The 19,239-nt window shown below is 54.2% G+C and carries 17 protein-coding genes; 9 read left to right on the forward strand and 8 right to left on the reverse strand.

Features of this window, described 5'->3' with window-relative positions; all coding sequences use genetic code 11:
• Window positions 1-2: 2 nt before the first annotated feature.
• Window positions 3-554 (reverse strand): hypothetical protein, encoded by a 552-nt coding sequence (locus ACSAMW_RS20715; protein WP_500591866.1) that lies wholly within the window; start codon window positions 552-554, stop codon window positions 3-5.
• Window positions 555-1,446: 892 nt separating this feature from the next.
• On the opposite strand from ACSAMW_RS20715, the gene ACSAMW_RS20720 reads away from it, so the two are divergent.
• Window positions 1,447-2,409, forward strand: coding sequence for a tyrosine-type recombinase/integrase (locus ACSAMW_RS20720; RefSeq protein WP_500591867.1), 963 nt, complete (start codon window positions 1,447-1,449; stop codon window positions 2,407-2,409).
• 60 nt (window positions 2,410-2,469) lie between these two features.
• Here ACSAMW_RS20720 and ACSAMW_RS20725 read toward each other — a convergent pair whose 3' ends face one another.
• Both ACSAMW_RS20725 and ACSAMW_RS20730 read right to left on the reverse strand, forming a co-directional pair.
• Window positions 2,470-5,532, reverse strand: coding sequence for an anti-phage protein (locus tag ACSAMW_RS20725; protein ID WP_500591868.1), 3,063 nt, complete (start codon window positions 5,530-5,532; stop codon window positions 2,470-2,472).
• Window positions 5,533-5,852: 320 nt separating this feature from the next.
• Window positions 5,853-6,557, reverse strand: a complete 705-nt coding sequence (locus tag ACSAMW_RS20730) for a CTP synthase C-terminal region-related (seleno)protein (protein ID WP_500591869.1) — start codon at window positions 6,555-6,557, stop codon at window positions 5,853-5,855.
• Between the two features lie 250 nt (window positions 6,558-6,807).
• Between ACSAMW_RS20730 and ACSAMW_RS20735 the strand changes: the two genes are divergently transcribed.
• On the forward strand, window positions 6,808-7,290 hold the full coding sequence (locus tag ACSAMW_RS20735; RefSeq protein WP_500594096.1) for a GNAT family N-acetyltransferase: 483 nt from the start codon (window positions 6,808-6,810) through the stop codon (window positions 7,288-7,290).
• A gap of 250 nt (window positions 7,291-7,540) precedes the next feature.
• On the opposite strand, the gene ACSAMW_RS20740 is transcribed toward ACSAMW_RS20735, so the two are convergent.
• Together ACSAMW_RS20740 and ACSAMW_RS20745 are read right to left on the reverse strand one after the other, a co-directional pair.
• Window positions 7,541-7,753, reverse strand: coding sequence for a DUF4113 domain-containing protein (locus ACSAMW_RS20740; RefSeq protein WP_500591870.1), 213 nt, complete (start codon window positions 7,751-7,753; stop codon window positions 7,541-7,543).
• Entirely contained in the window at window positions 7,699-7,926 is a 228-nt protein-coding gene (locus ACSAMW_RS20745; protein WP_500594107.1) for a hypothetical protein, read from the reverse strand. Before ACSAMW_RS20745 ends, ACSAMW_RS20740 begins: the two co-directional genes overlap by 55 nt.
• Window positions 7,927-8,842: 916 nt before the next feature.
• Here ACSAMW_RS20745 and ACSAMW_RS20750 point away from each other — a divergent pair.
• From ACSAMW_RS20750 to ACSAMW_RS20760, 3 genes are all read left to right on the forward strand, one after another.
• On the forward strand, window positions 8,843-11,092 hold the full coding sequence (locus ACSAMW_RS20750; RefSeq protein WP_500591871.1) for an autotransporter outer membrane beta-barrel domain-containing protein: 2,250 nt from the start codon (window positions 8,843-8,845) through the stop codon (window positions 11,090-11,092).
• Between the two features lie 19 nt (window positions 11,093-11,111).
• Entirely contained in the window at window positions 11,112-12,560 is a 1,449-nt protein-coding gene (locus ACSAMW_RS20755) for a hypothetical protein (RefSeq protein WP_500591872.1), read from the forward strand.
• Window positions 12,561-12,635: 75 nt separating this feature from the next.
• Complete coding sequence (locus ACSAMW_RS20760) at window positions 12,636-12,896, forward strand: hypothetical protein (RefSeq protein WP_500591873.1); 261 nt, start codon at window positions 12,636-12,638, stop codon at window positions 12,894-12,896.
• 2 nt (window positions 12,897-12,898) lie between these two features.
• On the opposite strand, the gene ACSAMW_RS20765 is transcribed toward ACSAMW_RS20760, so the two are convergent.
• Window positions 12,899-13,381 carry an N-acetylmuramoyl-L-alanine amidase gene (locus ACSAMW_RS20765; RefSeq protein ID WP_500591874.1) on the reverse strand — a complete coding sequence of 161 codons (483 nt, stop codon included), beginning with the start codon at window positions 13,379-13,381 and terminating at the stop codon, window positions 12,899-12,901.
• A gap of 169 nt (window positions 13,382-13,550) precedes the next feature.
• Between ACSAMW_RS20765 and dnaX the strand changes: the two genes are divergently transcribed.
• The 4 genes from dnaX to recR all read left to right on the forward strand — a co-directional run bounded on the left by dnaX (window position 13,551) and on the right by recR (window position 17,702).
• Entirely contained in the window at window positions 13,551-15,578 is a 2,028-nt protein-coding gene (dnaX, locus tag ACSAMW_RS20770) for a DNA polymerase III subunit gamma/tau (RefSeq protein WP_500591875.1), read from the forward strand.
• Between the two features lie 27 nt (window positions 15,579-15,605).
• Window positions 15,606-15,932, forward strand: coding sequence for a YbaB/EbfC family nucleoid-associated protein (locus ACSAMW_RS20775; protein ID WP_168081661.1), 327 nt, complete (start codon window positions 15,606-15,608; stop codon window positions 15,930-15,932).
• A 61-nt stretch (window positions 15,933-15,993) separates the two neighbouring features.
• A complete protein-coding gene (curA, locus tag ACSAMW_RS20780; protein ID WP_500591876.1) occupies window positions 15,994-17,025 on the forward strand; it encodes an NADPH-dependent curcumin/dihydrocurcumin reductase in 1,032 nt (343 codons plus the stop codon).
• 74 nt (window positions 17,026-17,099) lie between these two features.
• The gene (gene recR / locus ACSAMW_RS20785; protein WP_500591877.1) at window positions 17,100-17,702 is read left to right on the forward strand and encodes a recombination mediator RecR; all 603 of its coding nucleotides are present in this window, start codon (window positions 17,100-17,102) and stop codon (window positions 17,700-17,702) included.
• Between the two features lie 176 nt (window positions 17,703-17,878).
• On the opposite strand, the gene ACSAMW_RS20790 is transcribed toward recR, so the two are convergent.
• Window positions 17,879-18,427: an adenine phosphoribosyltransferase gene (locus tag ACSAMW_RS20790; protein WP_500591878.1), complete on the reverse strand. Its 549-nt coding sequence runs from the start codon at window positions 18,425-18,427 to the stop codon at window positions 17,879-17,881.
• Window positions 18,428-18,484: 57 nt separating this feature from the next.
• Window positions 18,485-19,219 carry a fumarate/nitrate reduction transcriptional regulator Fnr gene (gene fnr / locus ACSAMW_RS20795; protein ID WP_500591879.1) on the reverse strand — a complete coding sequence of 245 codons (735 nt, stop codon included), beginning with the start codon at window positions 19,217-19,219 and terminating at the stop codon, window positions 18,485-18,487.
• Between the last annotated feature and the right edge of the window lie 20 nt (window positions 19,220-19,239).

Here is a 19,239-nt window from a genome sequence, read left to right on the forward strand (position 1 = left end):
CTCTAGAGCATTTCATCCTTTGATTTTTCCATTTTTTTCAGAATTTTTATGTTTTTTAGTTTTTTGGAAAATGGTTCAGGAAAAAGTCCAGAGATATCGTTAGCTGTCTTGGGTCGAAATTTAATATTGCTCCCTTCATTCATTGAAGGGCCAGGAAAATTCATAGATACAGGATCTTTAGAATATTCTTTAAACTCAATACTTATAATATCATGCCTTTTAGAAAGTTCATTTAATTTAGTATTAATTAACAATATATCTTGGTTAGTCATCCTCTTAAATTGTTTTATACCGCTATTAGACTGACTTGGCAAAGTCTCCAAATCAGGGCTGCTTATGGCATCTTTTGCAAGCCCAACTAGCATCTTTTCATTATCATTACCCTGTGCTTCTTTTGCATTCAAAGCATAGGCTGTGTAATCGCTTAACCCAGCCGGTGTCAACCGGCTATGCTGCTTAGACAGTTGTGCTTCCGCCATTGCTTTTGAGGTTTCAGCAGAGTGTGCTGAACTGGCATAAACGCTGTGGTCACTATTACCTCTAACCGGAATCATTATATCCTCAGTGTATATTTTATGCATAAAAAGAACTGAGTGGCATGAAAATCCAATCAGTTCCATTCGGGCTAGCTACAAAGTTAAATACTCGACGAAAGACAGTACTTTTCCGTAGCCAGACTTGACTGTCTTGCCTAAATCTCCAGTGCTGCCATATGCTCAGTCGATTTCCCCTGGCGTTCAGAGAGTCTGCGCTGACTAATATTCAGTCAATTGCTTGAAGGTAAGCGAGAGTGGTCATCAAATATCATATTGTCACGCGCCTTACGCAAGGCGCAGGGGTTCATGGCCTGAGCAGGGCCGTGCGTGTGAAGGGTCCGGGGAGCAATGAGATAGGGAAGTCACTTAAGCTCAGTGCCAGCCCGCAAACCCGCGTGGCGCCTGGTCCAGTTCGATAAAATCACCGTTTTCTAAAACCATTTATGCGATCATGGCGAACGGCTCAGAACGGCCCACAACCAGCCGAAAAATTTTCGATAAACTGGTTTCACAAATCAAAATACGTCAATCAACACCATCGAATGAGTAAACAGAACTTTAACTCGGGCTTAAGTGACTTCGCTGTTCCATTGCTCCCCGGACCCCGTAAACTGCTTTAAAGGGTTCCATATGAAACTTCAGAATGATGACTTTCGAATAGACTGGGTGCCTATGCCGTGGCAGATCCGTCTGCCCCGTGTTCTGCAATCAAGAGAGCCTTACGCACCAGGCTGCGCCTTATGTCTTTGCTCTTTTATACATATTAGCTCAGCCTCAATCTTCCGATCTGCAAAAATACATAACTAATTTATCTTAATGATTTATACTGCTAATACGGAATCAAAATACAGGTTATCAAGAGTTTTCAATCAGCCGCGTCAAAAAAGCGTTTTGGGGAGGAGGAGGGGTCATGCGCACACTAACGGTGCATCAGAAGGACGGCGAGCGTCGATTGACCGCTGCCGAGTTTCAGCACCTGGCCGCGGTACCGGCTGCCGTCGAATGGTTTGCCAACATCGATAACCCACGCACGCGTCGTGCTTACCAAAACGACCTGGAAGACTTCTGTTCCTTTATAGGGTTGGCCACTGCAGACGAGTTTCGCGTGGTAACGCGTTCTCATGTCTTGGCCTGGCGTGCCCAGCTGGAACACCGAGGCCTGGCCGGGGCCACCATCCGACGCAAACTGGCAGCGCTGGCCAGCCTTTTCGACCACCTGCTGGAGTGCAACGCGGTCGCCGGTGGCAACCCGGTGCACGGGGTCAAACGGCCCAAGATCGAAAGCAACGAAGGCAAGACCCCGGCCCTGGGCGATCACCATGCCAAGGCGCTGCTGGACGCGCCGGACGTGGCTACCCTAAAAGGGCTGCGGGACCGGGCCATTCTGGCCGTGCTGCTCTACCACGGCCTTAGACGGGAAGAAGCGGCCCAGCTGGGCGTCAGCGATATGCTGGAGCGGCGTGGTATCAAGCATTTATTGATTCACGGCAAAGGCGGCAAGGTGCGTTATCTGCCTCTACACCCGGTTGCCGCTGACCGCATTCATGATTACCTGGAGCGCTCGGGGCATCACCTGGTCACGCCTAAAGGCCCGCTGTTCCTGCCGCTACGCGGCCCCATAGATCGAGGTGGCATCACTGCCGATGGCATTTATAAAGTAGTGGAAGCCTATGCCAAAAAGGCTGGCATTGAGGTCGCCGGTCTGGGTGTACATGGCCTGCGGGCAACGGCAGCTACCAATGCCCTGGAGCATGAGGCGGACATTGCCAAGGTCCAGGCCTGGCTGGGCCATGCCAACATCAGCACGACCAGGATCTATGACCGGCGGCAGAACCGGCCGGAGGATTCACCAACATATAAGGTTAGATACTGAAAAAGAGGTTAAATTATGATTACCGTCCTAGCTAAATTAGCCTAGGACGGAGATTCTTGTCTACAAAGAATCAGACTTTGATTTTCTAGATTTGTGATCAATAATTCTAGACTGCTGTATGCTTATATGTGCAATTGTAGAAAGCCGCTGCTTGTCTTTGTCGGTGGTATGAAACATATGGAGATGATAATATATCAAGCTTTGCAGGATGGTAAAGGCAAACTTGTTATTTTTTAAATCTCGAGAAAGGGATTCTAGGTAATCAAAGGGAATATGACCAGGTTGCGTTAGACAGGAAGCAGCCTCTATCAGCCTATACGAGTTCTCATTTTTTTCAGCTACGGAACGCGCAATATCATCGCGGATTTTTTCTGAACTGACGAGGTTTCCAGTTCTAGCTATAAAAGAAGTAGTTATTAATCCTACAAGCTGGAATGCAAATTTCTTAGCTTGAGTAGTTAGCTCTTCCGCCTGCATCTTCGGAAATCGTTCAGCAAGCTCCCTCTCCATTTCGGCAACGAATCTATCCGGCTGCTCTATTATTTCAGAGAAAAGGGCACTCAATGTCCTAAGCGAGCTGTCAAATATACTGGTTATGTATTGCTGTTTTCTAGCCTTTTTAATTGAGCCGTAATAGTTTTTAACTATGTTAGCCAAAATTTCAGAAGTTTTTGTTGTGAGGTTAACATTTGAGCCTATACTAAGAGCTTTCTTACTTTCATCATATGTATTTTCATTTTGCGCATCATGGTCTTCATCTTCTGTTTGCGCAGATTCAAACCTGTCCTGATTTTTCCTGCTATTTTCTTGGTTCTGATCAACATCGGGATTTTTGATTACTAATCGAGTAGCTGACTCGACCAAATTATTTATTGCAGCCAGATCTCCATTCAGATGAAGAGGTTCATTATCAGAAAAACATGAATCTAAAGTTGCCGAAATCTTGTTTATAACTCTTGGATCGCTTGAATAATGAGTAAGGAACATTATAATATTTGCGTTTTCGCGGAGATATAATTCCTCACAATACTCTTCAACGCTTTGCATTATTTCATCTTCATGCAAATTATCACTTAAATACTTACCGACAAGCAAATAATATATATAGGCATAAGTAAATCTATAATAGTCCCCGCATTTAGAAATTATTTTTGCAGTTGAAAGCAGACTAATACGCTGTTCAAAATCCACCGAAGTAAATTCATCCGAGAACTTTTTATTGAATTCTCTTAGCTCAGCAGTGCTCAATTCCTTACGGTTATTTTCTTTAAAATACCAAGCCATTTGAGAAAGATATGAGAACATTTCATCAAACTGATCGGTTCTATATCCTGCGTCCTTCAAGCTTTTTGTTATAAGGTACTGATAATAATAGGAGAAACTACTGTTTTGTAATTCCCTTTGTTCATTTTGCTCGTTACTTTGCAGAAATATCAATAAGTAAACTGGCTTCGCAGGGACTATGCTTTTCCCTAATATTCCATTTACCAGTTTTTCTGCACCGTAGACCTTTCTATCAAAGTCTACAAGTGTAGTCACTTCCCCCAGCATGCACCACTTTTTTATAAGTGCATTCCTGAGTAAATGCCCGAACGGTCTAATCTTATAGGTCGCATACTCCATTATGAAGTTTGATGCTTCACCCCCGACAAGCTCGTCTATTTTATACCTAGAGCTTCCAGTCAATACCACAGCGACAAAACGTTCTTGTAGGATATTGACCAATCTTTCCTGTATTTTGAAATCGCCTTTTATACGGTCAAAGTCATCAACCAGGGCTATTTTTTTAGATTTCTCAGCATATCTAAATTCATCTGGATTTGTATATTGCTGTGCGGCTGTCTGCTCAATTAGCTTATCAATATCTCTTTCAGTAACTGATTTTACATCTTCGCCTTTTAAGTATAATGGAAGTCCATCTTGCTCATAAGCGTCAAGAAAATACTTCCGCAGAAGAAATGTCTTCCCCCCTTCGTCATCTGCAAGAATTAGGATTTTTTTTCCTAGCTGCCAACCAGCACAAATTTCGTCTCCATAAAGAGTCTTTTTCTTAGCTGCGTCAGGATCGTTTTCTTCAAGTTGAGGATAGACGAAAATTTCCTCTGAACTCAAAGATCCTCGAAGGGGATGGGTAAAATTCCCACCCGGATCCATTAATACTTTTAGGAATTCGGGGTTAATCTTATTTAGTTTAGATTTTCCAGAATTTGTATCAAAACTATGTGTGATTTCCGGTTCGATCAATTCAGGTAACGAACTAGTTGCTTTGAATCTCTTCTCAAAAACAGATTTGCTAGCTGTCTCAAACAGTAGACAAGTAAACTGTGGCTCTAGGTTTCCCTCATGTGGTTGCAAAGCCGGAGCTTCCAACATGAGAGTACTACCATTCAAATCAGATATCACCTCAGATCCTACCGAATGCTCATGACCCGATAATATCACGTTACAATGCGTTTTTAATGCCCTACGCATAGGATGATATGTGTTTTGACAATACCAATTAAGTGGGTGATGGATAAGTGCTAGCCGTAAATTGCAAGGAATTTCAAGATTGTCTAAGTAATTTTCTATTGGAAATACCAACTGCCCTGCATTTTCATGCAGTTTTGACATCCAAGCCGCATTAATTGAGGAAATTCGAACAATGCCCCCACCGACGGGAAGCTCAAATTCTTTCCACAATTTATCTTCAAAAACCGGCTCAAGCGTTCTGATTTTTTTTTCAAACTCAAAATAAGCAGATTGCGCTTCAGTGCATTTCTCTATCAATGCTTGGCTAAGATTTCTCCCTTGGCTTTCGATGACTTTTTCTATTGTTATGTTCCGTATTTCATCAATGGGAAATAGTGAGCAATCATGATTTCCTGGGGCTAAAAATATTTTTATATCCCTGGCAACCTCACCCTGCAATTTTTCCGCCAGCGTTAAAAGCAACTCCTCGGAGTAACCATATTCTACTTTTTGCCCACCATAAGCTAAGTCACCTGTTACGATAATAACGAACTCATCACATTGACGTGCAGTTTCATAGCACGCTTTTGCTATGCAGCCCGCATAGCTCCTAGCGGGATCACTCTCGCGTCGAAAATGAATATCGCTGAGGTGTAGTACTCCTAGTTTCATCCAGATTTCCTTGGCTTTTGGTAGACAAAATACTGATGCCCCGCATCAGGGTATCCAGCATCAGGGAAGGCATATTATCACGACCACTAGCTGAATGGATCCGTTATTGCGGCCTATGCATATTACTGATCGGTTATAGGTTTTTTGATAGTAATTTATAATTGAGGTTTAGGCTTTTTATCCTTTGTTGGCAACTTATAGGCCAAAATAAATAAAACCTAATCATTGCGTTAGACTACTTACTAAGAGGATTTATGCCACCGAGGGATACAGAATAGATAGGTAGTACATAGGACGATTTAACATATCACCCGATATGGTCATTTCCAGTCGATGCAAGCTTGTAACCAGCTCTTCACCAGTGGGGGAGTCTTCCCTTCCAGGGCGAGACGCTCTGGTTGGAACAAAGTAGCGACGAAGAACCCGGCACCTGACAGTTCGACCACTCGCACTTCACCATCCTCATCCCAACCTGTCGCGCATAGAGCCCTATCCAGCAGCTCAGCCGCGAACTGCGGATTCAGCCCATACCGGCATCTATAACCCTCCTGAATACGCAAAGCGCCATAGGCCTGGGCGATACGTGAACCTTCGGCCAGGCGAATGGACTGTTGAGTCTCTACCAGCCCACACGTCAGTGGGGCAATTACCGCCCGGCCGCCTTCGCTAGGCAGTTCGCCATGCTCGGCATCCTTCCAGTCCAGGGCATTGCGGGCATACTCCAGCAAGGCGTGTTGAAAGCCGCCACAGGTGCCTAGAAATGGAATGGCCTGCTTTCGCCCATAATTGATAGCGGCCAGCACAGCATCGGTGTCACGGTAGGGACTAGCAGGAACGCACCATAGGCCATCGAAAACGGGTAGGTGTGATGGGTCAATCGAGTCTGTAGTCAGCCATTCAAATTCGACAATGATACCCATTGCGGCAGCAGTCAATGGCAGCGCTTGTTCGATAGCGCGGTGAGCAACGACGCTAAAGTCGCGGTCTCCGATCAGGCCTACACGTATGGCCTGCAATGTACTCATAAGTCGTTCCTTTGACTGTGGTAAAGCTAACTGCAGCAAGAAGCGACGATAAGCTCAGGGAGGCGATCTGTCGAGTATGGCCACCCAAAGCGATCGTCGTCGTGACGCAGATACGCTAAACGTAAGTGTCTGGCGCGCGCAACCCCCTAAAGCTGAGATGGAGCCATCATCTCCATTGAATCGAGGCAATAGTGGTTATGCGTATTCTGTTCTCTATAATGACTGGTCGGCCATGTTTAGGGTGCTCGTTATGCCAGCCTCCGTTGATCAAAACCCTGCTGTCGTTTTATGCGCAGCTTGCAATAACGACCTAGAAAATCTGGTAGCCATCAGGATTGAGGCCATGCGCGAGAGCCTTGAACGGCTTGGGCGTTTTAACCCAGATCGTGCGCGCGAACGATTTCTCGATGGGTTCGACGCTAACAGCACACGCCGCATAGAAGTATCAGGTGAGCTGGTCGGTTTTGTCGTTGTCAGAGACCGTCAGAGCGAGCTTCTGCTTGACCACTTGTATGTGGTACCCAGCGCTCAAGGAGCAGGAATCGGCTCTGAAGTTCTTACTCAGATTTTCAGAGAGGCTGATGAGATCGGGCGTCCCATCAAGGTTGGTGCTCTCAAGGAAAGCGCTTCAAATCGTTTTTACACTCGTCATGGATTCGTGTTCGTCGAAAGCAGTGAATTCGATAATTATTATATCCGGATTAATGGTAATTCCATTAATTTGGATGACTAGGCTCTGTACGAAATTGATAGATACCTCTTTAACTAGCAGCTACGCACGCAATCAGTAGCGTTCACGTCCTTCAAGGGAGCTTCTCTAATGGCGAAACGCTACGAAATTGCAGACGCATTCTGGGCGTCGATCGAAGAGCTTTTCTCTCCCCCTCGATATAGCTGCCGTTAGCTATCGGTCGAGACCCACGTGGTACGCACCTACTCTAGAAAACGACTTTCACTCATTTCACTTATGTAGGAGAGTCATTTCAGTGCGCGCTTACCGCCCACAGCTGGCCAATGCGCGTGGTATGGCTCTGACTCATGAACTCCCGACCCATGCCCCAATCTGGCTCTATCGGCACCTTAGCAGCCCGCAACGTGCCTCGATCCCATGCTCGCTCGCTACGGCCTAGCCGCGACTGACCTAGTCTGGAATCTCTTGCTGCCATTCTTGTAGAAGTGCCCTGAGCGCAAGCCATGGGTGTTGGGGCAGGTCGCTGCGCAGGGGACAATCAATGTAGTGCAGCGGATTGAAAGGCTGTCCTGCATCCTCGATCAACTGCTGGGCACCGCACTGCGTGCAACGCACATACGGGTCGTCAATGTCCCACCAGCGCTTCCAGCGCTGGATGCGTGCATCAGGAGTACTCATTTGAGCCATGGCTGCCTCTTACTTTATCCAGTTATCAGTAGATAGTTTATATCTTATCAATGACTTCGACTATGTGCGTAGCACTGAAATTATTTAGGTTCGGCAAAATAGAAATTAAAATTTCAAGCCAAGTGGAAAATGGGATACAATTTTAAGTTAACCCTTAAACTAAAATAGTGTAGAAATATATAGTCTATAAAAAAGATTTTTACAGTCGCTATCGATAATATATACGCATTGACGTAGCTTTATTTATTGCTAGCATGCTTGGAGCTTTCACACTCAGCGGATACGCCTATTTAGAAAAATACTGTTTGACATTGGATGTTCCAATCGAGTAGATAGAAGTTAGCGCGCAGCGAATTTTGGCCTATGGTGCGGCAAGACTTGGGTCATATATAAGCGTAATAGTAAGCACCATTGTCTTGGTCGGATCGTCAACTTTGTTATTGGAAGTATTAGCAAACTGAATACGAAAGAGATTTCTCCAATGCATGGCTAAAATGGCTTTGTACCATTAAATATCGCTTCATGTCGAATCAGGCTGCTGCTATAACTATTTTATTTATAGGCATTTTTGCAGTTATATTTGTACCAATATCTATGGAAACTACCCGCCAGCTGGCACTTCTTTCATAGCTTGCACCATCCAATACCGTACAGATGCCTGAGTATCAATAGGCGCGCGGCTCAAAAATTATTACGGTCAATAGCAAAACCGCCGGTGCGCCCCCTACGCTGAACCTGATCACCTCCTCCTACGACGCTAGCGGCCCGTGCGGCCAATCTTGGATTGCGGGGTGCAACCTGTCGCCTGGATTAGGAATTAGGACTTTTCTTACATACGGCTAGGAAGCATCTACCTAGGCTTGCGCCCCTTTCGATGTTTGCAACTTTTTATTGCAGGAGTGTTGTTGTGGGTAAGCATGTAGAAAGGTCGGGCCATTCGGCCCGCTGCCTCCGGCTGGCCGTAGCCCTGGGTATAGGGGCTGCTCTGCCAGGCGGTTGGGCGCAGGCAATTGTCATTGATCGTGACACCCAGCTGGAAGGCAGTCACCCCTCGCTCTCCTATGAGGTGGAAGAGGGCGCGACCTTGACGGGTTCTAACACGGCCTTCAGGTCTGCAACCTTGGTTGATCAGAGCACCTTGATACTTAGCGACAGTACGGTATCAGGCTCGAACAGCTCCGGCTTCGCCCTGGACCTTACCAACTCCAGCATGACGTTAACCGGTGTTACGGTGCAGTCTGCCGATAGGGCATTGTGGCTCAAGCAAAGCCAGGCTGAAATCAACGGCAGCAGCCTGGTCGGGCAAAACATCGGCGTCACGCTTTCCACCGGCAGCGAGATGGTGCTCGATGGCAGCCAGGTCCGAGGCACAGACCTGGCTGGCCTGTACATGGGCGGCGGTAAGGTAGTGGCCAACGGCAGCTCAATCACCGGTGGCGAGTTTGGCATTGTGATTGAAGACACGACCGGCAGCGATGTGGCCACCCTTGAGCTGAATGGCACCCAGGTAGATGGGGGTACGGGGCCCGCCATCCAGGTGGGCATTCCCTTCACCGGGGGGTACTTGGGGCAAGCCGTTATCACGTTAAGCAACGGCACCACGCTCAGCAGCGGAAGCGGCGAACTGGTTGCCGTGACAGACGGCTCCCGGGCAACGGTCAACGTGACCGGCTCGAACCTTGAGGGTGACCTGGTGGCCGGTGACAATGCCGCATTGGCGCTTTCTCTGGGGCAAGGGGCTAGCCTGGTGGGCAATGTACGGGCCGGTGACAATACTGAGGCCAGTGTCGCTCTGGCAGATGGCGCACGGTTCACCGGCCGCCTGGAAAACGTGGCAGACATGAGCATCGCCAGCGGCGGGGTGTGGTCGCTGGTAGAAGACACCACGCAACAGAACCTTCGCCTTGATGGGGGAGCAGTGACGCTGGGCGACGGCAGTGCATTTCGTACCCTGAGCGTCGGCAACCTGAACGGAAGCGGTGGGCAATTCAACCTCACCACCGACTTTGCCACCGGGCAAACCGACTTCGTGGAGGTGACAGGTACCTCCAGTGGCAGCCACGTGCTCAACGTGCAGAGCACCGGCAGCGATGCCAGCCAGACTCACATCGACGTGGCCCGCACGGCCGACGGCGGGGCGGATTTCTCGTTGCTAAACGGCCGGGTCGACCTGGGCACCTGGTCGTACCTGTTGGCCAGCGAAGATGGCAAAAGCTGGTACCTGGACGGCAGCGAGCGCACCGTCAGCCCTGGCGCTGCGTCGGCCATGGCCCTGTTCAACACGGCACCCACCGTCTGGTATGGCGAACTTACCACCCTGCGCAGCCGCATGGGCGAACTGCGCTGGCGTTCGACGGCCCCCGGCGCCTGGGTGCGTAGCTACGGAAATAAATTCAACGTTGCCACAAGCGCGGGCGTGGGTTATCGCCAGCAGCAGCAAGGCGTATCACTGGGGATAGATACGCCATTGCCTTGGGGTGACGGGCAGTGGATCGCTGGCGTGCTGGCCGGTTACAGCCAGTCGGACCTGGACCTGCAGCGCGGGACGGACGGCAAGGTCAACAGTTACTACGCAGGTGCCTACGCCACCTGGCTGGACAGCCGCAGCGGCTATTACGTCGACGCGCTGATCAAGGCCAACCGGTTCCGTAACAAGGCAGACGTTGCACTCAGTGATGGTGGCCGTACCAACGGCGACTACAACACCCTGGGCGTAGGCGCTTCCGTGGAGTTCGGGCGCCACATCAACCTGCCCCAGGGCTGGTTAGTGGAGCCTTATGGGCAATTGTCTTCACTGGTGGTGCAGGGCCGTGATTTCAGCCTGGACAACGGCTTAAATGCCGACGGCGAGCGGGCGCACTCCTTGCTGGGCAAAGCCGGTGCCACAGTGGGCCGCACGCTGGAGTTGGGCGAAGGGCGCAGTGTTCAGCCTTATGTGCGAGCGGCGATGGTGCATGAGTTCGCCAGGGGCAATAACGTGACCGTCAATGGCAACCGTTTCAACAACGACCTGGCAGGTTCTCGCGCAGAACTGGGGACGGGCCTGGCCGTTAATTTCGGCAGCCGCTTGCAAGCCAACGTAGGGTTTGACTACGCCCACGGGGATGCACTCGAGCAGCCTTGGGGCGTCAACGCGGGGCTTCGCTACAACTGGTAAAACTTTAGGGAGTTTACGCATGGGTACGTCCGCGTCACATGAGTTCAGCCTGTCACCGGCCAACGTACTCGATGCGTTGCCGGACCTGGCGGGCGAGCCGGTAAATTTGCTGCCCGTAACGCTATTGAGCCAGCCTCTACGGGTTCAGGTGCCGAACTGGGGTGAGAGTGGAGGGCTTGGCCGACCCAGGGTGGAGCTGTATTGGGATGGGGCGATAGTCCTTGACCAGGAGATGCCGCCAGAGTTCGGCGATGACGACCTAGTGTTTTCACTGGAAGGGCTGCGTCTGGACCACGGCACGCATCGTTTGCATTACCAGGTACACCTGAGCAACGGCAGCGTGAGTGAAGGCGAAGCCACAGAAGTCAATATTGACCTAATACCTCCGACCTTGGGCGTGGCGCCACCGTTTTTGCAGTTCCCAGACGAAGTTCTGAGTGGGCTAACGGATGACTACCTGCAGGCCCATGGCGACCAAGTTCAGGCAGTAGTTCCCGCCTATTCAGGCCAGGCCCCTGGAGACTGTATCGAGTGGTACTGGGATACCCAGCCCAGTGCCGAGAACAGTGCAGGTAGCCTGCGCGTTGCGCAGCTGGTTCCCGCAATGACGCTTACCTTCAAAGGCGAGATGGTGCGAGAGCGAGGCGATGGCCCACGGTTTGTGTACTACCGCATTACGGACTATGCCGGTAACACCTCGCAGTCTGCAATTACGTCGCTACCTGTACAGGCTACCCCCGTGCCTCGTGTACTGCCTGTGCTGCAAGCCAAAGATGCCACTGGCAGTGGTAACCAGCAAACGCTGAGGGCGTGCCAGGTTACTACCGGGCTTACCCTGAAGGTGCCGGCCACTGCGGTGATCAAGCCTGGCGAGACAGCGGTCCTGGTATTCGGTACACCTGGCCAGGTGGGCGGCACATGCCTACCGATCGAAGGTGCCGGCACGCAGGTGAACGTAGGTGTGCAAGCCGTTGCGCCGCATCTGGACAGCACGGTTGCCGTGCATTACGAGGTGACTGACACGGCAAGTAAGGTTCACCTCTCCGAGGTGCTTACCTTGAAGCTGATAGCGTCCAGCGAGTTGAATTTTCCAACCGTCCAATGCGAACTGGTCGATGGCAGCCAACTGTCATTGAGCCGGGTTCCTAAAACTGGGGCGCCGGTCACTTTGGCGCCCTGGCGCATGATGACCACTGATCAGCGCCTGATGGTGCGTGTGGAGGGGGTAGACGCCAGTGGCGCAGCTTTGAACGAGCCGATAGTAGAGGTAGAGGGGCGGCCTATTGCAGCCGCCGAGGTAGGCAATGGCGTGGGCCATGACGGTAGCCTGGTGATTCCCCGGGAACTGCTGCTGCGCCTGCATCGCGGCTGGACGTTCTACGTGCGAGGTTATTTGAGCTTCGATGGGTCGGATCAATGGCCGGCTGTGCCCACCTTCAAGGACCTTGTGCCCACGCTGGTCAGCTAGGCGCGCATTTACAAGTACAAGGGGCTGTTGCATATTTCAGCTGAATCGTTTTGGTTTTGCTACGGAGTACCGCACGTGGAACAGCCCCTCAGCACGCCGTTGGACAAGGTGTATATCTTGCGTATCGATGGCACCCGCTTCGGCCCTTACGACACGCAGGTGGAGCAGGGCAAAGCCTTGATCTGGGAGGTGACGCTCAACGCCGGTGCCGGTGACACCCTGGAGTACCACCCGGCAAACGGCCCTGTATCCAGCTACCTCATCACCAATACCCATTTCCAGCCGCAGATGAAAGGCATCGAAGCCCATTACACCGTTCGCCTGCGGGCCGAATAGGGTTACTCAAGCGGGTTGGCGGCCAGCCACGCCTGCACGTCAAAGCAAGGGCAGGCTTTGAGAAATTCGTTCGGCGTCAGTTTGCCGTCGTTGTTCAAGTCTGGGGAAAAGTCCCGGTGGCCGCGCACACGCGCCGCCGGGTAGCGGCGTGTGAGTTGGCCCAGCAGCGTGCCTAAACTGGAAAACTGCGCCGGTGTGAAGTTGTTTTCCGGCTTGCCCTGTTCATCCAGGCCGCCCACCAGGCAGAGGCCCACTGAGGTCGAATTGAAACCCTGCACATGGGCACCCACGGTGTGCTCCGGTCGGCCTGCCTCCATAGTGCCATCCCGGCAGATGACGTAGTGGTAACCGATGTCGGCCCACCCCCGGTCCAGGTGCCAGCGGCGTATGTCGGCAGCACGCACGGCACTGGCCGCGCGCGTGGCGGAGCAATGCACCACCAGCCAGTCCGTGCGGTGGCGTTGCTTGAGGGTAACGGTTGTCATGGCTTGCGTCCTTTGCGGTAAGAGAAAGGTGCGTAGAAAAGCCTGAGCGTAAAAGCCTGCCAACTCGGAAAGGCTACCGGCGAGCCTGCTCACACGCCGTGCCCAGTGCTTTTTTGGCCCTGCTCGGCTACGATTGGCGGCCTTGGGCAACGGGTTGTGACGGGTTTTCATGAGTTATCAGGTTCTTGCACGTAAATGGCGGCCGCGTTCGTTTCGCGAAATGGTCGGGCAGGGCCATGTGCTCAAGGCCCTGATCAATGCGCTGGACAACCAGCGCCTGCACCACGCCTACCTGTTCACCGGCACCCGCGGGGTGGGTAAAACCACCATTGCCCGCATCATTGCCAAGTGCCTGAACTGTGAAACCGGCATCACCTCTACGCCGTGCGGCCAGTGCTCGGTGTGCAGGGAAATTGACGAAGGCCGTTTCGTCGACCTGATCGAAATCGACGCTGCCAGCCGCACCAAGGTCGAAGACACCCGTGAGCTGCTGGACAACGTGCAGTACGCCCCCAGCCGTGGGCGGTTCAAGGTGTACCTGATCGACGAAGTGCACATGCTGTCTACGCACTCTTTCAACGCCTTGCTCAAAACCCTCGAAGAGCCGCCGCCCTACGTCAAGTTCATTTTGGCCACAACAGACCCGCAGAAACTCCCGGCAACCATTCTGTCCCGCTGCTTGCAGTTCTCTCTCAAGAACATGACGCCTGAACGGGTGGTCGAGCACCTGGCCCATGTGCTGGGGGCTGAGAACATTCCCTTCGAAGACGATGCCTTGTGGCTGCTGGGCCGGGCGGCTGACGGCTCCATGCGTGACGCCATGAGCCTTACCGACCAGGCCATTGCGTTTGGCGAGGGCAGGGTACAGGCGGCCGATGTGCGCGCCATGCTGGGCACCCTGGACCACGGCCAGGTGTTCGATGTGCTGCAAGGGCTGCTAGAGGCTGACGCCAAGGCACTGCTGGCTGCTATTGCACATCTGGCCGAGCAGGGGCCGGACTGGGCTGGCGTGCTGGCAGAAATCCTTAATGTGCTGCACCGGGTGGCCATTGCCCAGGCCTTGCCCGAGGCGGTCGACAACGGCCACGGCGACCGTGAGCGTGTGCTGGCCCTGGCGCAGGCTTTGCCGGCCGAAGACGTGCAGTTCTATTACCAGATGGGCCTGATCGGCCGCCGCGACCTGCCGTTGGCGCCGGAACCCCGCAGTGGCTTCGAGATGGTGTTGCTGCGCATGCTGGCGTTCCGGCCGGCCGGTGAGCCCGCGCCGCCCGTGCAGTTAAAGCCGGCAGGGATCAGCCAGGCCACGGTTGATTCCCCCAAGGCCGTGGCCCCATTGCCCGTTGCCCAGCAGCCGGCAGCCTCCAAACCGCCGCCTGAGCCCGTACCACTACCAGCGGCGCCCACCAAGCCCGCATCGCTGGGCGCGGACGACCCGAGCCTGCCGTGGAACGACGCGCCCGCCGCGGATGCAGAAGTGCCGGTCACTGCGCCCGCCGCGCCGCCCGAAGCGCTGCTCGATACCCGTGCCGAGCAACCCCCTTTGTCGCCCATGCCAGGCCCGGTACCGGCCTCGGTGGTGCCTCCGGCGCCCGACAACAATGCCGCCCTGGACGACAACGCCGGTGCGCCGATCGAATACCATCCCGTTGGCATGGTGCGGGACGACGAACCACCTGCCGATGACGACTACTACCTGGAGGAAGCCGACCCGGCCGGCTACGGCTACCTGGACGACCTGGCCAGCCACGCTGCCGAGCCGGTTACCGCACCGGAGCCACCGCCTGCCGCACACGCCGCCACCGGGCTGGCACTGGAGTGGTTGGAGTTGTTTCCCAAGTTGCCCGTTTCAGGCCTTACCGGCAGCATCGCAGCCAATTGCAGCCTCGTGGCAGTAGACGGGGATACCTGGCTGTTGCACCTTGACCCTGCCCAGGGCGCGCTGTTCAACGCCACACAACAACGGCGGTTGAATGAGGCCCTGAACCAGCACTTGGGCAAAACGGTCACGGTAAAGATAGAGCTGGTGCGCCCGGAACAGGAAACCCCGGCCCAGGCCGCCGCACGCCGCCGTGCCGAGCGCCAGCAGGACGCAGAGCAGGCCATCGCAGCCGACCCGTTCATCCGCCAGTTGATGGACCGGTTTGGCGCTACCGTGCGCAACGATACCATTGAACCCCTGGCAGACCAGGGCACTTGAACCCGAACGAACGTGGAGATTGCACCCATGATGAAAGGTGGCATGGCAGGCCTGATGAAGCAGGCCCAGCAGATGCAGGAAAAAATGGCCAAGATGCAGGAAGAACTGGCCAATGCCGAAGTAACGGGCCAATCGGGCGCAGGCCTGGTGAGCGTGGTAATGACGGGCCGTCATGACGTCAAGCGCATCAGCCTGGACGACAGCCTGATGCAGGAAGACAAGGACGTGCTTGAAGACCTGATCGCCGCCGCCGTAAACGACGCCGTGCGCAAGATCGAAGCCAATAGCCAGGACAAGATGTCGGGCATGACCTCTGGCATGCAATTGCCGCCTGGTTTCAAGATGCCGTTTTAAGAAACGCCCAGGGCCTGGCGTGGTCTCTTTTCAGTCCCCAACGATTGAAGGAGCCACGCTCATGGCCGCTGATGCCATTCAAAACCGTCGTATCGTTCTGGCCTCCCGCCCCAAGGGCAAACCGGTGGCCGACAACTTCCGTACCGAAACCCAAACCTTGCCTGCGCTGGAAGACGGCCAGGTGCTGCTGCGCACCCTATGGCTATCACTGGACCCATACATGCGTGGCCGCATGAGTGATGCCCCGTCCTACGCGCCACCTGTTGAACTCAATGACGTGATGACCGCCGGTGCCGTGAGCCGGGTGGAACAGTCGCGTCATCCTAAATTCCATGAAGGGGACCTGGTAGTGGGCGCCACTGGCTGGCAAACCCATTCGATTTCAGACGGCTCCGGCTTGATGCCTTTGCCAGCGGGCATCCCTCAGCCTTCCATGGCGCTAGGTGTGCTCGGCATGCCTGGCATGACCGCCTTCATGGGCCTCACCCACATCGGCCAGCCCAAGGAAGGTGAAACCCTGGTAGTCGCGGCGGCATCCGGCGCGGTCGGCTCTGTGGTAGGGCAGGTTGCCAAGCTCAAAGGCCTGAAGGTCGTTGGCGTAGCAGGCGGCCCCGAGAAGTGCAAATACGTGGTGGAAGAACTGGGCTTCGACGCCTGTGTGGATCACCGCAGCGAGACCTTTGCCAAGGACCTGGCCGCAGCCTGCGACAAGGGCATCGACGTGTATTTCGAAAACGTCGGTGGTGAAGTGTTCGAAGCGGTGATTCCGCTGCTCAACCCTCGTGCACGTATCCCTGTCTGTGGGCTGATTGCCCATTACAACGAACAGGACCTGCCCGAGGGCAAGGACCGCCTGAGCCTGATACCGCGCTTGTTGCTCACCAAGCGGGTACGCATGCAGGGCTTTATCGTGTTCGACGACTTCGGCGACCGCCATGCTGAGTTCTTCTCGGCCATGGTGCCCTGGGTGCGAGACGGGAAAATCAAGTTCCGCGAGCACGTGGTAGAAGGCTTGGACAACGCGCCAGAGGCCTTCTTTGGGCTGCTCGAAGGTAAGAACTTCGGCAAGCTGGTGGTGAAGGTCAGCGAGTGACCCATCGACGTTGACCCCTGTAACAGGCGCGGGTATAACCCGCGTCTTCGCCGTTTTTGTCAGGTTGTGTTTTGATGAGCTTCAGCCCACTGATTCGCCAACTGATCGACGCCCTGCGCATCCTGCCAGGCGTAGGTCAGAAAACTGCCCAGCGCATGGCGCTGCAATTGCTGGAGCGGGACCGCAGCGGCGGCGCCCGCCTGTCTCAGGCACTGGCCCATGCCATGGACGGGGTAGGGCATTGCCAACGCTGCCGTACCCTGACCGAAGAAGCGCTCTGCCCCCAGTGCGCAGATCCGAGGCGTGATGATACGTTGCTGTGCGTGGTGGAAGGGCCCATGGACGTGTACGCCGTGGAACAGACAGGCTTTCGCGGCCGCTACTTTGTGCTCAAGGGCCACCTGTCACCCCTCGATGGGCTAGGACCGGAGGCCATTGGCATTCCTCAATTGATGGTCCGCATCGGCGAGGAGCCAATGCTGGCCGAGGTGATCCTGGCCACCAACCCTACGGTGGAAGGCGAGGCCACCGCGCATTACATCGCTCAATTGCTCAATGAAAAAGGCCTGGTGGTGTCCCGCATCGCCCATGGTGTTCCTTTGGGCGGCGAGCTGGAAATGGTAGACGGTGGCACGCTGGCCCACTCCTTTGCGGGGCGCAAGCCGATCACTCTGTAAGTACAGCGCTGGCACTGTTCGCCGGCTGGCGCCAGCTCCCACAAGGTATGCGCCGTTTACGCTGTAGGACCAGGCGAAGCCTGGGAATGCGCACAGTGCTGGACAATAGCCCTCACAAGGTCGGTGCCGTTCATGCTGTGGGACCAGGCGAAGCCTGGGAATACGGGCCTTTGGGCCTACTGCTCGTCCAGCGCGAACGCGGTCAGGCTGAACACCGGCACGCCGGCTTCGGTCAAGCGTTGGCCGCCCCCCAGTTCGGGCAGGTCGATGATGGCCGCGGCCTCATGTACATGGGCACCCAGGCGGCGGGTAAGGCTCACGGCTGCCAGCAGCGTACCGCCGGTCGCGATCAGGTCATCGAACAGCACCAGTGAGTCCCCTTCGCACAGGCTGTCGCTGTGGACTTCCAGGAACGCTTCGCCGTATTCGGTCTGGTAGCCCTCGGAAATCACATCGGCGGGCAGCTTGCCCTGCTTGCGGAACAGGATCAGCGGCTTGTTCAACTCGTGCGCCACCACGGCCCCGATCAGAAAGCCCCGTGCGTCCATGGCGCCGATATGGGTCACGTTCTGCTCCACATAACGCTCCACGAAGTGGTCGATCACCGTACGCATGGCCCGGGGTGACTGGAACAACGGGGTGATGTCGCGAAACACCACGCCCGGCTTGGGGAAGTCCACCACCGGGCGGATAAGGGACTTGAGGTCGGAATCGTCAAAAGGCATGAACACGTCTCGGCAGGGCACAAAAGCGGGGGATTATACCTGCCCTTACGCCGGTGTTCAGCCCTGCATCGACCCACCGGCCAGTGCACAGAGCTCAACCGGTTGTAGAATATGGATTTCCTTGCCCTCGGCTGCGATCAGTCCGTTCTGCTGGAAGCGTGTGAATACCCGTGACACGGTCTCCACCGCCAGGCCTAGAAAGTTGCCCATGTCGTTGCGCGACATGCTCAGGCGGAATTGGTTGGGTGAATAACCGCGTGCCCGGAAGCGCGCTGACAGGTTGATCAGAAACGTGGCGATACGCTCATCGGCATTCTTTTTCGACAGCAGCAGCATCATCTGCTGGTCATCGCGGATTTCCCGGCTCATCAGCCGCAGCAGCTGACGTCGCAGTTGCGGCAGCTGCATGGCCAGGTCTTCCAGGCGCTCGAAGGGTATTTCGCACACGCTGGTGGTTTCCAGGGCCACCGCAGATACCGGGTAATGGTCGGCGTCCACGGCACACAGCCCTACCAGCTCACTGGGCAAATGGAAGCCTGTGATCTGTTCCTGACCGTTGTCACTCAAGGTGAGGGTGCGAAGCGTACCGGACCGGACCGCGTACAGCGCACTGAAGGGGTCGCCCTGGCGAAACAGGGCGTCACCTTTCTTCAGGGGCCTGCCACGCTTCACAATGGCGTCCAGCGCGTCCATGTCTTGCAGGTCCAGGGAAAGGGGAAGGCAAAGCGGGGCCAGGCTGCAGTCCTTGCAATGTGCCTGATGGCCTGCCCCTTGTTTAAGTGGCTCGGACATCTATCAAACTCCTTGAAGCA

Source organism: Pseudomonas sp. AB39(2026), from assembly GCF_059831485.1.